At 48.9% G+C, this 15,926-nt stretch carries 11 protein-coding genes and 1 pseudogene; 1 reads left to right on the top strand and 11 read right to left on the bottom strand.

Translation table 11 applies throughout. The annotated features are described in order from the left end of the window. Positions 1-70 precede the first annotated feature (70 nt). The gene (locus OGV85_RS12440; RefSeq protein WP_000019450.1) at positions 71-1,051 is read left to right on the top strand and encodes an IS5-like element ISKpn26 family transposase; all 981 of its coding nucleotides are present in this window, start codon (positions 71-73) and stop codon (positions 1,049-1,051) included. Positions 1,052-1,089: 38 nt separating this feature from the next. On the opposite strand, the gene OGV85_RS24555 is transcribed toward OGV85_RS12440, so the two are convergent. The 11 genes and pseudogenes from OGV85_RS24555 to tssL all read right to left on the bottom strand — a co-directional run bounded on the left by OGV85_RS24555 (position 1,090) and on the right by tssL (position 15,924). Continuing rightward, the gene (locus tag OGV85_RS24555; protein WP_286553610.1) at positions 1,090-1,671 is read right to left on the bottom strand and encodes a hypothetical protein; all 582 of its coding nucleotides are present in this window, start codon (positions 1,669-1,671) and stop codon (positions 1,090-1,092) included. Positions 1,672-1,677: 6 nt separating this feature from the next. Beyond that, complete coding sequence (locus OGV85_RS12450; protein WP_008321243.1) at positions 1,678-1,944, bottom strand: PAAR domain-containing protein; 267 nt, start codon at positions 1,942-1,944, stop codon at positions 1,678-1,680. Positions 1,945-2,099: 155 nt separating this feature from the next. After that, a complete protein-coding gene (locus OGV85_RS12455) occupies positions 2,100-3,116 on the bottom strand; it encodes a putative type VI secretion system effector (protein WP_003024422.1) in 1,017 nt (338 codons plus the stop codon). Positions 3,117-3,136: 20 nt separating this feature from the next. Continuing rightward, positions 3,137-5,980 (bottom strand): annotated as a pseudogene (locus OGV85_RS12460) (T6SS effector BTH_I2691 family protein). Continuing rightward, the gene (locus OGV85_RS12465) at positions 5,955-6,926 is read right to left on the bottom strand and encodes a DUF4123 domain-containing protein (RefSeq protein WP_048218583.1); all 972 of its coding nucleotides are present in this window, start codon (positions 6,924-6,926) and stop codon (positions 5,955-5,957) included. Before OGV85_RS12465 ends, OGV85_RS12460 begins: the two are co-directional and overlap by 26 nt. A gap of 13 nt (positions 6,927-6,939) precedes the next feature. Then, positions 6,940-9,309 carry a type VI secretion system Vgr family protein gene (locus tag OGV85_RS12470; protein WP_086550469.1) on the bottom strand — a complete coding sequence of 790 codons (2,370 nt, stop codon included), beginning with the start codon at positions 9,307-9,309 and terminating at the stop codon, positions 6,940-6,942. 295 nt (positions 9,310-9,604) lie between these two features. Beyond that, positions 9,605-10,252 carry an Ssp6 family T6SS pore-forming effector gene (locus OGV85_RS12475; protein WP_003024432.1) on the bottom strand — a complete coding sequence of 216 codons (648 nt, stop codon included), beginning with the start codon at positions 10,250-10,252 and terminating at the stop codon, positions 9,605-9,607. A gap of 76 nt (positions 10,253-10,328) precedes the next feature. After that, a complete protein-coding gene (gene tssH, locus OGV85_RS12480; RefSeq protein ID WP_048218586.1) occupies positions 10,329-12,953 on the bottom strand; it encodes a type VI secretion system ATPase TssH in 2,625 nt (874 codons plus the stop codon). Between the two features lie 162 nt (positions 12,954-13,115). Continuing rightward, entirely contained in the window at positions 13,116-13,607 is a 492-nt protein-coding gene (tssD, locus tag OGV85_RS12485; protein WP_003024437.1) for a type VI secretion system tube protein TssD, read from the bottom strand. A 16-nt stretch (positions 13,608-13,623) separates the two neighbouring features. Continuing rightward, positions 13,624-15,279, bottom strand: a complete 1,656-nt coding sequence (locus OGV85_RS12490) for an OmpA family protein (protein WP_061547790.1) — start codon at positions 15,277-15,279, stop codon at positions 13,624-13,626. Between the two features lie 3 nt (positions 15,280-15,282). Next, entirely contained in the window at positions 15,283-15,924 is a 642-nt protein-coding gene (tssL, locus tag OGV85_RS12495; RefSeq protein WP_061547791.1) for a type VI secretion system protein TssL, short form, read from the bottom strand. Between the last annotated feature and the right edge of the window lie 2 nt (positions 15,925-15,926).

The following is a 15,926-nucleotide window of genomic DNA, read 5'->3' on the forward strand; positions in this document are numbered from 1 at the left end:
AGGGAAGGTGCGAACAAGTTCCTGATATGAGATCATCATATTCATCCGGAGCGCATCCCAGAGGGACATCATGAGCCATCAACTCACCTTCGCCGATAGTGAATTCAGCACTAAGCGCCGTCAGACCCGAAAAGAGATTTTCCTCTCCCGCATGGAGCAGATTCTGCCATGGCAGAATATGACCGCTGTCATCGAGCCGTTTTATCCCAAGGCGGGCAATGGCCGACGGCCCTATCCGCTGGAGACCATGCTGCGTATTCACTGCATGCAGCATTGGTACAACCTGAGCGACGGTGCCATGGAAGATGCCCTGTACGAAATCGCCTCCATGCGCCTGTTTGCCCGATTATCCCTGGATAGCGCCCTGCCGGATCGCACCACCATCATGAATTTCCGCCACCTGCTCGAGCAGCATCAACTGGCCCGTCAATTGTTCAAGACCATCAATCGCTGGCTGGCCGAAGCAGGCGTCATGATGACCCAAGGCACTTTGGTGGATGCCACCATCATTGAGGCACCCAGCTCGACCAAGAACAAAGAGCAGCAACGCGATCCGGAGATGCATCAGACCAAGAAAGGCAATCAGTGGCACTTTGGCATGAAGGCCCACATTGGTGTCGATGCCAAGAGTGGCCTGACCCACAGCCTGGTCACCACCGCGGCCAACGAGCATGACCTCAATCAGCTGGGTAATCTGCTTCATGGAGAGGAGCAATTTGTCTCAGCCGATGCCGGCTACCAAGGAGCGCCACAGCGCGAGGAGCTGGCCGAGGTGGATGTGGACTGGCTGATCGCCGAGCGTCCCGGCAGGGTAAAAACCTTGAAGCAGCATCCGCGCAAGAACAAAACGGCCATCAACATCGAATACATGAAAGCCAGCATCCGTGCCAGGGTGGAGCACCCGTTTCGCATCATCAAGCGGCAGTTCGGCTTCGTGAAAGCCAGATACAAGGGGCTGCTGAAAAACGATAACCAACTGGCGATGTTATTCACCCTGGCCAACCTGTTTCGGGTGGACCAAATGATACGTCAGTGGGAGAGATCTCAGTAAAAACCGGAAATAACGCCAGAAATGGTGGAAAAAATAGCCTAAATAGGCTGATTCGATGTGTTTGCGGGAAAAAAATCGGCCCAGATCCGCGAAATTTTAATCAGCGAGTCAGCTTGGGAAGAAATGACCTGCTTATTCGCACCTTCCCTAGCTCTCATTGGAACTAATAACTCATGGAATAAAATAGTATAATCAATCGATTCTGGAAAATGTAATGCCCTGGTTCCAATGGCATTGAACTCACTTCCTTCACGTAAATTGGGTATCTGTGATTCTTCAGGAAAGAGATAGCTGTAATCTACAATACTTATATAACCAGACGCCCATTCAGACCACTCATAATCAATATTAGAACTTTCCGTTGATATCATTTCATTTTTTTCAAGAGACACGCCGAGCTGAAATAATCGAAGCCCTATGTATATAATAAATAACAAAGAAAAAATTAACGATATTACAAAAGCACAATATATTGAATTACTATTATGAGTAATATAATAAAACAAACCAAATAGCAGAACAACAGTTATTAACAATGAGAAAAAAACACCACTATCTCGCCCCCACCTAATAGAAGGTACAGGTTGCATTGCCTTTTTATCAGGAATATTCCAACTCATTTTAACTTACCAGATCCCCGTACAGGGAAGTGTTGAAATAACATAGCAACCGCATTGACACATGCATTTATGCACAGCTACTGGTTTTCCATCTGAGATCCATTCTGTAGACCCCTGGATTATCTTATTTACGCCATGAAATGGAATTGGACATATAACAGTATCACCAAGCAATGCGACGCCTAAACCATCGATAATCATCGTTGACGAAACAGAAATTACTTTGCCACCACTACTTAATGGATCATTGAGTCTGACTAAGCCTAGAAACATAAATCCTCGCTATAAAAGAATATAACTATCCAGATATGTTTTTTTCCAAAAAAAAACACTTACCAAACATATCTATATGATTAGATAAAGATCAGATAATAACACCTTATCTGTTAAAAATATTAGCTTTGAAATTTAACCTACAAAAAAATCGTCTAATAGTAATAAAACCACCATCCTGATGTCATTACTCGAACAGATTTTCCCTTCTTTTTAAATTCTTTAATTCTTCTGCGCTTTAATCTCCGCAAATCAATATTGGTCACATTTTCCCAGCCAGCAACAGTCAATATCTCCTCCGTCAGCTGTTCTTTCGGAAAGGGATGCCGTCGCCAGATCGTCCATATTGCGGGGAAGATATACAGAAAGGTTCCCGTAACCAAAAATATCGTTATCACTTGCCGTAATCCTTCACTAAGAACCCAATCTTCTTTATACAATCCCACTACCAGCAGCAGAATAGCCAGAAGAATAACGACCGAAATGGGGACTTTCATCGCGTCTATTCGCGCCCGTCGTATTCCCTGGTAACACCACGGTGGCATGGTCAGCGAACGCGCATGCGGCCGGACAAGGGCATATACCAGGTACTCCTCTCCCACTGGCGCGGCAATCAGTTCCACTTCCTCACCTTCCCGGCAATAGGGCGCGCCCAGCCACCCTGAAAAGGACCGGCCGTTGATTTCGCCCGTGACGTACCACGCCGATGAAGGAACCCTGTCTTCATTGCTCGCCACCATGCCCTGTGCCGTTGCTGCTGACCCCGTCGAGGCCAGCACCATCGCGGCAGACGCCATGTTCTCATCCTGCCTGCTGAAATATTCCCACGTCTGCGGATAGGCTTTGGTGTCAAAATAGTGCGTCAGGCAGCGCTGGTGGTAGTTTGTCACCACGCCACTGACCTTTATCAGCGGGGCTGGCGGAGGCAGTACCGGGTCCGGTGGCATATCGGCCAGCGCTTTTGCCCGCTGCTTTTCTTCACGGTACAGTTCTGCCAGCCGTTTTTTATGCTTCTTCTTGCCGTCCGATTCATAGTACGCAATGGTTTGTCTTAATTTTATCCACTCTCTGCGCTCCCGGAGATAGTTTTCTTCCACATACCCTTTTCCCTTCTCCAGTCCCCGGATATAGGCCCGGGGCATATCGGCAAACAGTTCGTCATCTTCTGTCATAGTATTTCGCTGCTCCACAATTAAACCACAACAGGGACTTCCGGCTCATCATAGATAATAAATGGCCAGTAAATTATTGGTTTCCCACGTTGTGGTTTTTTACCTGAAGATAATTGACGTAAGCTTTCTTGCAGTGAATTTCGGGTCTCATCAATAAATATATTGATTCTTTCCGGCGAATAACTGTCGATATCAATCGAACAATCATCACCAAACAAGCCATTCTCAATCCACGACTGTAACGCATCACGTGAATAATATTCCGTCAAAATATATTCTGCGACCATCAATAACAGAGCCACCTCCCACGAGGCCAACAGCCCCACCCATTCGACGCCTAATTTTGTTAATTGAGGCGCAGCTGCCCTCCCCAGCCATACGGCTAATTCCCCTTCAGGAGTCTTCCAGCCAAAGCGTTCAATCAGCACCGTCATCAATTTTCCTTCCGCTTTGGCAATAATGGCAACATCACTAAGAGTCTTGACTGAATATAAGCCGGTAAATGCCCATTTTTTACTGGAATTCGGTAAATTAACTTTATTCAATAATGTTGAAATATCTAACCCCAGCGAAAGGCCCGCACTTATCAACGAGCATCCTGCGCCAAACATTTTCATGTAGTGGAGGCTATTTTTCTCTTTAAGAATGACCTCCGTCGCAGGGGTCGCAATATCAATTACCCCGCTCGCCGTTGCCGATATTGCGCTGATTACCTTCGCGTAGTCAGCAGGTTGATTGTTAAAGTTATCGAGTTGGTTATACAGTTCGACCACATTGAAAAATAAAACAAAAATCCTAATACTGGTCACCGCATAACCAGAAGATCCCGCAGGCTGGCTAAGATAATTGGCATACGCTTTTTCAAGTGCGGCATATTTCTTACTCGCCCCCCGGAGAAGATCGGCCCGGATGGCTCTTTGCGGGCTGTAAAAAACAGTGCCGGCAATGTAAGCCCTGCGTTCCGTGGCCCAACCAAAATATTTGCTGAACAATGTTTTGGTTTCTAACTCTGACTTTCCGGAAGATAGCGAGAAAAGGGTTCGAACAATAAGGTCATTCATGGTATTGAGAACAGGTCCAATCCGTGATACGGAAAAAAACCTGGCCCCTACGGTTGCCATGTGCTGGTCCATTTGATACAGCACTCTTTTCGAGAATACGACATTGCCAGCCAGTGGTTTTGAAATTTCACTCGTTGCCTTTTCAAAACCTTTAAATATTTTATTAAGTTTAGCGCCATTCTTCTCAAAAAAGTAGAGCACATCATTTTCAGAAACCGGAGAAATACTACACTGGTGCAAACTAGCCAATAACGGCTCCACATCTGCCATGATCTCTGGATTATTATAAAAATGTGTTCTCCAGACGAGATTAGCTTCACTTTTCGTAGTATATGCGTCTATCCAGTCATCCAGCAATTTTATACCTGATGGCGACTCACCAAGACCAGCCATTGCGAAGGCAGCAATTTCACGATAGTTCGCATTATCAACAGGATCGTTAGAAAAAAAATCCTGTAATATTGTTATAAATAACGAAGCCTGTAACCATCCACAGCGATAGCTAATCAGCTTAGCGAGCTGTTTATCAATTTTTGGTGTTAGATCAGCACAACATTGATTAAAAGAGTCCCATTTACTCTGATTGATCATTCGGGCATATTTAGACCAATCATTAGCTACCTGTTATTTCTTATAAACTTCGTTTTGTTTTCCCTTTACCTGCTTTTCGAATTCTTCGCGAGTTAGTATATCCTTCGGGTCTGTACCTTTAGATTTCTCATTCTGGACATACATATCATAAGAATAATCCATTGCCGGTGGAGAAATATATGTTTCCTGCGGTAATTCAGCAAGTTGGGCTGCAACATTCTGTTCCGAGCTTTTGTTAACAATCTCCTTAACTCCGTTAATTAGACTCTGGGTACAGAACTCCAGGGCGCGTTCTTCACCAAATATCTTCGCCATCGCCAGGACATCATTCGTCCATCCCGTCAGCTCATGCGTTATCCCTGCTGAATCATGCAGCGCCATCAGCAACGGTGTAACGGGGGTACCGTCTGGCTTCACACCCCGTTCCTTCATCTGCCGGATTGTGTTTCCGGCCACTCCGCTCTTCCACGGGTACAATGTCTCCTGCGGCCCCGGCTCTTTGACTATCGCATAGCGTTCACTCACACACTGGCTGACGCGGATTTTAGTATGGGTGCCATATGGTAACCGCATTGCCGGACTCAGCTGGCTGCCCTGCGCCGGGATGTAATCCAGAACCCTGGCGAGATTTGCTGTGGTTGCCTCTGTTATTTGCTGTGAAGCCTGGGGCGCCGTCCAGTTCGATGAACTCAGACACTGCATTCTGCTCTGCCGTTGCCCTGCATCGCCCGCGTAACGCTCCAGCGTTTTTTCCGTCCAGGGACACTGCGTGAATGCTATCCAGATATCATTCTCTAGGACTTCATAAGGCAGCGTCAGAAAATCCTTTCCGCCATCACTGTACGTTCCCTGCCGACAGTCCGGCTCTGATTTCTCCAGAACATTTTTCGCCGACAGCTGTTTCCACAAACTGCCGTCATCACACACCGACCACGCTTCCCAGTCCGTCTGGTACGGATAGTAGATATAGATATAGCCCCTGCGCATCGCGCGTAGCGCATAGTGGTAGTTTTCGTTTTCCGCCGGGTAAGCTGATATTCCAGGTTTTGCCCACGCCGGCAATGGTTCTTTAATATATTCAGGAACCACCGCATAGCGTACAGGTAGTAATGCCGGTCCCTGTGACATACAGTCACATTTATGATTTATCATCCCTGTTCTCCCACATATTCGAACTGTAAATTGCTTAATTAATGTTTGCTCGAATTTCATTCCATTGTTGTTCTGTGATATGAGATATGATTTGAGTAAATTTTCCCCTCTCACTTAAGCTATTTATTTCAAGCAAGTTTTTAATAAATCCATGGTTATAAAACTCCGGAGCAACATTAATTGAACACTCGCCCCACTTGATAAGATCTTCTTGATCAGAAAAAGTATACAATACAGCTCTTTTAAGTGACTGCTTCAATAGCTTAAATACCGCGGGCTCTGAAAACCGTTCACGACTCAAATTAGCCAGACGATAATTACAGATAACTCTATTTTTTATCCCTGCAAAATTTATATCACGCCAATTGTCAGCGCTCAGCGATAACGTATATGAAAGTCGCAGTTGATTCTCAGACTGATTTATTTTATTGATAAACTGACCATCGCCATCAATAAAACTCCACACTTCAATTGGCCCTAACAAACGTCGTTGTTGCCAGTCATCCAGAATAGATAAAAGAGAGATCATAATTGCCGGGTCATAATACCGAAGCAAAACATCTTTTCCATCATGCTGCTGGATTGCCACCTTTCCCAGATAATCTGCGAGATTTACAATGTTTTCTTCGCAAGAAAGCCAACCACATACCATCCTGCCCTTACCCAGCAGTATTTCATTAGGTTCGATCTCTTGCAGAGATTGCATAATGCTTTCTTGTAGTAACTTACAATCCTCAGGTAAGGATAAATCCAGTGAAACCAAACAAGGTTCAAATTCAGATGATAGATAACGAGTAGCAACAGGTACCCTTACAACATCTCTATTTGTTATTTCATTATAGAATGATGATTCTTTATTTCTCAACCTTATAATTGCAGTATCAATCATTAAAATGCAATTTCTATTTAACGTTCTAAAAGAATTAAATATTTGCTCACCAATATAACCCCCTTGTTTTTGCATTGCCTGTAAGGAGTAATCATAAGTTATTAATGATTCCTTCATTATTGGTCCTCCATCAACCCAGCGTCACTGTAGGGCTTTGCGTACCACCAGCAGCATCAATAGCTGTGGCGCAAGGATCCGGTAATTCTATGCTGGCATTTAATGTTGCAGGAGCCATTTTCTGAATCCCAATGCTCTTTACGCGTACATTACCAGGCGCCCCTACTTCTATTTCACCATCTTTAAGCCTGATATACGCGCCACCACAACTGAGTACTAACTCTGTCGCTGCGGTAATGATCACCTGCTCATCCTTACTGGCTATACTCAACGTTTTCTTTGCCAGCAGATCCATTGCATCTCCCTGCGCCTGAATTTCCACTTTTCCTTTGCTGGCGAAAATTTTAATTCCCATCCACTGAGCGAAAAGACTTATTGTTTCTTTCACACCAAGGCGGAATTTTTTAGCGACACTGACATCCGTGTCCGCTCCGGAGGTTACAATGACATTCTCACCTGATGAGAGTTGGATGCTGGCAGGAGTCACCTGCGCAATGCCAGCAGGAGCAGAAAAAAGTAAAGCCTGTTTCTTGAGGTCTGTCATAGACTCCATTAACAATGCTTTTTGCCTCTCGATATCAGCCAGTTCTGCTTTCGCTTTTTCTGCCGCAGAGTGAATACCTTTCGCATCCTGAAGCGCAGCTTGTAAGTTAGCTACTGCTTCATGCATATCTAACTGCAAACCTCCAGCTAATTCCTGGCGATCGGCACTGATAAAGATCCCTTTCCCAGCCCGAATAGCTCCCCATTGGTCTGTACGCAGTTCAAACCCCTCGCCCCGCAGCGCACGCTGTGCATCCACATTATGCCCCAGGTTCAGCTGCGTCTTGCCGCCGTACTCGGTGCTGAGCTTGACGTGCTCCTCGCCCCGTTTGTCTTCCATGCGCAGCTTGTTGTTCGCGGGTGTGCGAATGACGTTGCGGGTGTGGTTTGCCTGTGTCACGTGGTCAGGATGCCGGGAGTCGTGCAGCGCGTGGGCTATATAGGGCCGGTCCGGGTCACCTTCATGGAACGCCACCGCCACTTCTGTGCCCTGTATCAGCGGGAAGTGAATCCCGTAGGTGTCGCCGCCGTAGGGTTTGGCCAGGCGCAGCAGCATGCTCTCGTAACCCTGCTGTTTGCTGTCCTGGTCTGCATCGAACTTCACCCGGTACAGCCCCTCCGCCGTCTGATGCGCGTAGATATCCCCGCTCTTCGGGCTGCTGACCCGTGCCGTCAGCGTGCCGCTAACCTTCGGTCTTGCCTTCAGCGCCGGACGCCAGCACTGCGTCTCACTGTACGGCACCGCCGCCAGCGTTACCCTCAGCGCATCCTTCCTGCTGCCGCTGAACCCGGCCCGGATGACCACCACCGGCTGCTGCAGCACGCCCGGCAGCGTCGACGGCACGCTGTTGTCCGTTATCGTCAACACCTGTCCCGGACGTAACCCCGCATCCGTGCTGAAACCCGTTATCAGCGTCTGCTCCGCCAGAAAACGCTCGTGGTCCAGTCGCGCCCAGAAGTTCCCGGTTTCCGCCGCCGGATCGAATGCATCCCCGGTTTCAAGATGGCGCGGTTTGTAGTGATACACCTCGCCATAGCGCATTTCCTCGCCTTCGCCGCCGGTGATATCCGCCCTCGCCGACTGCAGCACCTTCTGCGCTTCGCGGTGGTTATAGTCTTTTGTCGTCACTCCCGCCGGTGCCACCTGGTGCAGAATGTTCAGTCCCCAGACGGAGTCCGCCCCGCTGTCGCTCATTCCTGACGGGCTGTTCAGCGCCAGCCGTTTATCAAACTCATAGGCGCTCTGCTGGTCTGCAAAATGCACCACTTCCGTCCGGGTGTCCGGCTGCAGCGTGAAGAAGTAAAATATCCCCACTTCCGCCAGCAGACGCTCAATAAACGCCAGGTCGCTCTCCTGGTACTGATTTATCTGCTCACGCTTCGGATAACTCTGTGTCAGCGTGAATTCATACTCCCAGCCATGCAGGGCGTGCTCCTGCAGGATTTCACTCACCACTTCCGGGACCGATTTGTTTATGAAGAAGCGGTGCGTGCGGAACTGTTTACCCAGCAGGGAGAGATAAGGCTCAATGATGATTTCATGGCTGACCTGGTCGCGCGACCCCGTCAGACGCCGGAAATGGGTCACCACGCCGTGGACGAATTTCACGGGCAGGGCATGCAGTAATTCCCCGCCTTTCATGGTCAGCAAAGCCGGTTGGTTCAGGAACATACCGGCAGTCAGCTCTGAAGCGCTGCAGGTAAAACGGACTGAATAATGGTAACGGACGCTTAACTGCTCCAGCCCCTCAAAACGTTCCACATCCAGTTCATGCGGGCATGAAGAAACCGATAAACTGTAGCGGTTAAGCGTGGGCCCTGATGCTATTTCCATATTCATAGCGTTAACTCCGTTTAATAAACTATAATTACGCGTTTATAAACCATAATAAAAACTGAATAAAACAGTTTTCCATTAAATAAAAATCACAGATAATCATCCCAATTACTACGTACGTGAGGCCAGCCAAATTTCATCATAAAATACCCAAAAACAATCAATAAAAAACCTCCCGCGCCCCATAAATATCTAAATCCATCGTCAGAAATAAAGAAGAACCAAATAGAAAAGGCAATACCAAACATACATAAGATATTACCAGCCAGATATGAAAAATAATACATTAAATATCTGGCTATTTCTCTAAACTTCCCAAGCCGTCCAGAAAACATTGGCAAACCTCATTAAAAAAAACTAAATTTGCATTGTGAAATTCAATTGCTTTTTCAAAAGGTGAAACAAGATCTTCTATCAGAAAATAAAGCAGATCCAGGTCCCCCATATCTTTCAATTTTTGATAATGACCTGGACTCCTTGCAGCCAGATAGCGAGATGTATAGATTGCTCTGGATACTTCCGCTCCCAGCGTAAGAAGCGAGCCTATAGCAGCACCTGAAAAAAATGCCGTGACTAGCCGATTAGAAATAACAGCCCCAATTTTAACGCCAGTTAGCTCTGAGAAAATCATCCTTCCAGCACTATTTCCAGCTATTTTTTCTGCCATTAAAGCAACATCCAGTCGAGAAGAAAAATCATCAATAAAAACTCCAACAACCTGATCTACCAGCTCCTTATTAAATCCCACCTTATTAATAAGTCTGGCAAACCTGTATTTGTCATCTTCATTCGCTCTGCGATGTTCTGTGTCCATAAAATCATAGGCCAAATACCCCATACTAACAGGAAATGATATAAGCCCTTTTACCAAAGCAGCAATAAATCCAGAATCATCAACATTAATAGCTTCGAGCATATCTTTTGCAAGATCTTTAGCACCATCCATATTTAGTCCTTTAGCGCAACGCATATCCCGATACAAAATAAAACCCAGCGCTAGTCTTTTCACTGGGTTTTATTTTTCACTTGCTATCAAATATCAGTTCAATTCCCTCTTCATCACGCCAACTTAAAGTAAGTTGCAGAGGTTTTTGCTGCCGGGAAAGATACGTTAACAACTGCTGGCTGAGCACTGGCAAGATTTGTTGATTCAGCAGGCTGTCAATATTCCTCGCCCCCGTATCCGGTAGCAGGCAAGCGGCGGTCAGGGCATCAAAAAGGTTCTCGGATATCGTCGTGGTGATACCGTAGTGGCGCTGCAATCGCTGGCTAACCTGATCCAGCTTCATTTGTACAATGGTGCGCAGCGCTGGTTCACTGAGCGGGTGATAGATAATGGTCTGGAAACGTGCCAGCAGCGCCGGCTGAAAATGGTCGCGCAAAAGCGGGCGCAGTAGTTCATGCAGATCGGGCTCTGCCGCTTCCGGCTGTTCTTCCAGCAGCTGCATCACGGCATCGCCGCCAAGATTGGAGGTCATCAAAATAACGGTATTGCGAAAATCAATTTCACGGCCTTCGCCATCGCGCATGAAACCACGGTCAAATACCTGATAAAACAGGTTCATGACGTCGCGATGCGCTTTTTCGACTTCATCCAGCAGTACCACGCTATAGGGGCGCTTTCGCACGGCTTCGGTCAGGATCCCTCCCTGACCATAACCCACGTATCCCGGAGGCGAGCCCTTGAGCTGGCTCACGGTGTGCGGCTCCTGACATTCAGACAGATTAATGGTGATCAGCGATTTTTCACCGCCAAACAGAATCTCGGCCAGCGCCAGCGCCGTCTCCGTTTTCCCGGTACCGCTTGGTCCGGTAAGCAGAAACACACCCTGCGGGCCGTTTTCCGGCGTAAGACCCGTTTTTGATGCGCGCAGTCGTTGCGCGATGGCATTCAGCGCATAATCCTGCCCGACAACGCGTTTTCCCATCTGAGTTTCAAGCGTCAGCAAGTCTGTCTGGGAGTCCTTCATTAATGAAGATAATGGTACACCAGTCCAGTCGGCGATCACCGTTGCGACAGTGCGCGCGTCTACATCCGGAAACAGTAAAGGATGACCCTGCTGAAGCACACTAAGCTGCTGCTGCAATTCAACCGTCTCCGCCTGACGGGAAATATCACGGCGGCTGGCCAGCAGTTGCTCAGTGAGCGCTAATTCCTGACCGTACTGGGTTTCGCGTTCATCTAACTCGACAAGCAGACGATTTTCATGCTGTTCAATGCTGGCCAGCCTTTCACCATGCTGACCATTTCCTAGCGCGAGATCGGCAAGCAACGCCTGCTTTTCAATTTCAAGCGCAGTTATCTCCGACTTCAAACGCGTCAGTGGTTCCGGAACGGTATCAAGGCTCATCCGCACTCTTGCGCCTGCGGTGTCCAGCAGGTCGACGGCTTTGTCGGGTAATTGCCGCCCAGTAAGATAGCGGCGAGAGAGCGTAACGGCGGTTTTAACCGCGTCGTCGGTGATGTGAACGCCATGGTGTTCCGCATAGCGTGATTTCAGACCGCGCAGCATTAAACAGGCAGTATCATCATCCGGCTCATCCACTTTCACCATCTGAAAACGCCGCTCCAGCGCAGCATCACGCTCAAAATACTGTTTATATTCGCTCCATGTGGTCGCCGCAATGGTTCGTAATTCTCCTCTGGCCAGAGCGGGTTTTAGCAGGTTGGCTGCGTCTGCGCCTCCCGCCTGATTACCGGCCCCAATGATGGTGTGTGCTTCATCGATAAAGAGCAAAATCGGTATTGGTGATTGTTGAACGGCATCAATGATATTTTTCAACCGCTGCTCAAACTCACCTTTCACTCCAGCCCCCGCTTGAAGCAGCCCAAGATCCAGCGTGCGTAACGTCACCGCTTTCAGGCTATCCGGCACGTTACCTTCCGCAATACGCAGCGCCAGCCCCTCCACCAGAGCGGTCTTGCCGACGCCGGGTTCCCCAACCAGAATGGGATTGTTTTTTCGCCGACGGGACAGCACATCCACCATTTGACGAATTTCATTATCGCGACCAAATACCGGGTCGATACCGCCGGCATGCGCTTTCGCGGTAACGTCCTGCGTAAATTTATCGAGCACGCCTTGTAATGCTGGCGACAACATCGATTCAGCCGGTCCAGGACGCGGTTCATCATCAAAGGAAACCTGCGCCAGAGCGGCTTCTTGCTGTCTTTCCGGCCGCTCATCAGACTGGACATTTAATAGCGGCAGGAGGCGTTCCAGTTGAGTATGTCCTGCGCTCAGAAGAGGCCACAGGCCATCGCACTTCAGCAATGACGGCTTGCCTACCAGCGCCATCAGCAAGTGCACACCCCGTATCTGCGAATTTTCATCCGTTGCGGCGCATAGCCACGCTTGTTGCATTAAAGAAAGAAGCGCATCAGACAACTGCGGGCGGCTTTTCACGGAACGAGGCTGAACATCCAGATGCGCCAGCAGCGACTGCCAGAGATTGTCGATATCCCATTCATAGCGACGAGCGATGACGGTAATATCGCCCTCCCCCTGCTCAAGCAACTTCAGTAACCAGTGTTCAGGCGTGATTTCTGCATGCGCGCGCGTCTGGCATAACGATGCTGCCGCTTCAAGCGCCTGAGCGCAGTAGGGGTTGAGACGACGTAATAACACTGCTGACTGGTGTTCCATTTGGTTCCTGACTCCCTGTATTCAGGCATGCTACCGCCCGTGGCCGTAATCCAATGCCCATAAGGTAATAAGTGACGTTGATACTCTCTGCTTAACCCCCACTCCGGACGCTCAGCAGAGGGCATAAAAAAACGGATGAGGAAATCCTCATCCGTTAGTGCATTACGCGGTGGTACGCTCGTTCCAGGCGTCAGAATGGATAATGTTGCCATCCTTATACGTCCAGACGATCTTCTCGTAGCGCAGTTCAATCTGCTCCAGGTGGTTGTGCTTCTCTTTAGCCGGATCCTTGATGTCGTACATCACAGGGTTTACTTTCACCACTTTCACGTTGTGCAGAGTGGTGTTGAAGTATTCCACTTCCTGACCCGCATCATTAATGCGATACCATTTGAACTCTGCCTGGCGCAGGGTCTGACCGGTCGTTACAGCCTTATACAGATACGGGCTGGAGGCATCGATTTCCTTCGTGAAAAGGAATGGGGTATGGATACGCGTCCCGGTCAACTTACCGGTGTTGTTATCGGTAGGGATGTACAGGTTATGTTCCTGAGCCACTACTTCGATACTGCCCACACGGTCTTTTACGTCAACAGAGCCTTTGATATCCGCACCGCCGTCGTCTTTCAGCCAAAGGTAGACTGGAATTGCCATAACTTTTTCTCCATTTTTACTTCGCTAATGCGTCACCGCTTTCCGGTGACGGTTCCTTCATTCCCGGTACCCGACAGGCATCAGCCTGCGGTACCAGACTGATCTCTACACGGCGGTTGGCAGCCCGCCCCTCCGGCGTATCATTGGTTTTGTAGGGACGTGATTCACCGTAACCCTGAACGGCAAAGCAGCTCTCTGCGACGTCACCGGTATCACGCATCCAGTCGCGAACAGATTCCGCACGTTTGAGAGAGAGCTGTTGATTAGATTTATCGTCACCCACATCATCGGTATGCCCGGCGATGACTATCAGCCAACCGGGTCTGGCTTTGATATTGACCAAAGCTCGAATGAGTACTTTTGTTGAACCCGCTTTTAGCGCCCATTTGCCCGTATCAAACAGCGACATGCTGTTGAGACGCACGGTTTGCGGGGAGATCGCTTTTGGTTTTTCAGGTGGCAACCAGTCGCTGATTGCGGCCTGCAAAGGTGGGATCAATCTCATCCCCTGGTACAATCCCATTGAAAGAGAAAGGGGTTCGCCGCGCTGATACCAGCGATCAAGCCGCTGCGCATCCCGACGAAGTTGATCCTGAGCCTGAATCTTTGGCTCGACAGGGTTGCCGCTAAGATGGAGGTATAGCGTCAGATGATCGTTTGTGATCCTGATGAGATGCTGGTTATTGATAAAGCTGCATGCCATCGCCAGTCCGACAAAAATGCCGCATAGCAGACCACTTATACCCAACGTTCGTTGAAATGCTGTCAGCGCCCGGCGGCGGGATAAAAAAGGCAATGCTAAATCAGGAAAAGGCAGCAGTTCGGACGCTGCAGAAACCGCAGGAGAAATCGTTGTCCGATCGGTGATATGCCGTTGCCACAGATTATTTTCACAGACCGCTAATGAGGTGAAACACACAACCCGTAAAGCAGAGAAAAGTGGCGGAACATGGCGCTCGGCGTCGCCCTGCTCCTTCTTCAGCCAACCCAGTAAAGTATCTAACCACACTGCATGTGTAAGATGAGAATGGCGAGCAGAGTGCTCTTGCGATGAGAAAGGAACACAATCATCTAATCCTGTAGCCGACTGCACTTCAGCATCCTGAGGGGTGCGAATAAACCAACTTACAGTCTCATTGCATTGAGGAGAATTCAGCCAACAACACAGCCAAAATGGCGGTATACCAGATAACCAACGCCGACTCTGGGTCACCACCCGCCGCCAACTGAGCAGCATGTGCTTAAGCGCATCTTCATCATTATGCCGTTCCGGGATTAACGCCAGCATCACGGAGACACGCATAAGAAGCCCCGGACGCTGCACAGCTATCTGACGAACCAGAGCACTATAATGCTCTGGGGATTGAACAGATAAATACCAGCCCTGTGAACTCTCGCAGGAATCGCCACGTCCGGCAAACAAGGGGGCAGTATCGCCACATACCAGCACAACAGGCCCACTGAAACTCTCTGGAGGGAGCGGAACGTCATGAGCAGACGTCAGCCGACCATACTGGCGCCAGCCATAAACGATTCCAGGAATGGAAAGCAGTAAAATAAAGACGGTAAGACCACTGCGAACACCTGCACTTAACGGACTGAATCCCCAGACCAGCAACAAAGCCAGCACGGTCGCCAGTACATAGTTCACGATCCCTCGCAACTGAGCCATGTCTTAACCCTGCCCAATAAGCTGAGCAATCTGCCCTTGTAAGACATGAGAAAATGTGAGCCATAAAGCACCTAACGCCAGCGCGCCGACAAGCCATGCCAGCCACCAGCGGCGCTTACCGCCAGAGAAGCCGGAAGCCCGCATAATTACCGGCGCATCGTGCTTTAATTTAAAAGGCATCGCCTGAGTCGCCAGCGCCTCAAGAACATCTTCGCGACGTTCGTCACCTTGCTCACGATAGCGCCCCACAAATCCGAGCGTGATTGCGCGATAAAAGCAGGTTAATACGGCGGTATCAGGAACGGGCTCGCGCAGAACGGTGCGAATACGCTCCCAAAGTTCTTCCCCGGCATTGGTGGTGTTGAAATAGCGGGCCTGTAAAGGTGTCGCAAGCCAGGTGATATAACCGCTATCCTGACGGTTGCGGTTCAACACGCTTTCATCCAGTAATGCACATTGCGTATAGAGCATGTGCTCAACGCTGTGTTCGCTGTATCCCATATCACGCAAGGCCTCACGTGCAGAATCAATCCATTGGCAGGCCTGGCGATAGAAAGCAGCCCCATCGTCAACTTCCGGCCCATCGCGTAATTGGCTTACAGCAAGCCAGGTTGGCCAGAACACCTGTTCAATATCCTTATTCATTT

Origin of the sequence: Citrobacter sp. Cf132, from assembly GCF_030333885.1 — a bacterium.
Lineage (GTDB): Bacteria > Pseudomonadota > Gammaproteobacteria > Enterobacterales > Enterobacteriaceae > Citrobacter > Citrobacter freundii.

What these genes read in the sequence shown, in the direction of transcription:
- OGV85_RS12440 (WP_000019450.1), top strand. Translation starts at nt 71, where the DNA reads ATGAGCCATCAACTCACCTTCGCCGATAGTGAATTCAGCACTAAGCGC.
- OGV85_RS24555 (WP_286553610.1), bottom strand. Translation starts at nt 1,671, where the DNA reads ATGAGTTGGAATATTCCTGATAAAAAGGCAATGCAACCTGTACCTTCT.
- OGV85_RS12450 (WP_008321243.1), bottom strand. Translation starts at nt 1,944, where the DNA reads ATGTTTCTAGGCTTAGTCAGACTCAATGATCCATTAAGTAGTGGTGGC.
- OGV85_RS12455 (WP_003024422.1), bottom strand. Translation starts at nt 3,116, where the DNA reads ATGACAGAAGATGACGAACTGTTTGCCGATATGCCCCGGGCCTATATC.
- OGV85_RS12465 (WP_048218583.1), bottom strand. Translation starts at nt 6,926, where the DNA reads ATGAAGGAATCATTAATAACTTATGATTACTCCTTACAGGCAATGCAA.
- OGV85_RS12470 (WP_086550469.1), bottom strand. Translation starts at nt 9,309, where the DNA reads ATGAATATGGAAATAGCATCAGGGCCCACGCTTAACCGCTACAGTTTA.
- OGV85_RS12475 (WP_003024432.1), bottom strand. Translation starts at nt 10,252, where the DNA reads ATGGATGGTGCTAAAGATCTTGCAAAAGATATGCTCGAAGCTATTAAT.
- tssH (WP_048218586.1), bottom strand. Translation starts at nt 12,953, where the DNA reads ATGGAACACCAGTCAGCAGTGTTATTACGTCGTCTCAACCCCTACTGC.
- tssD (WP_003024437.1), bottom strand. Translation starts at nt 13,607, where the DNA reads ATGGCAATTCCAGTCTACCTTTGGCTGAAAGACGACGGCGGTGCGGAT.
- OGV85_RS12490 (WP_061547790.1), bottom strand. Translation starts at nt 15,279, where the DNA reads ATGGCTCAGTTGCGAGGGATCGTGAACTATGTACTGGCGACCGTGCTG.
- tssL (WP_061547791.1), bottom strand. Translation starts at nt 15,924, where the DNA reads ATGAATAAGGATATTGAACAGGTGTTCTGGCCAACCTGGCTTGCTGTA.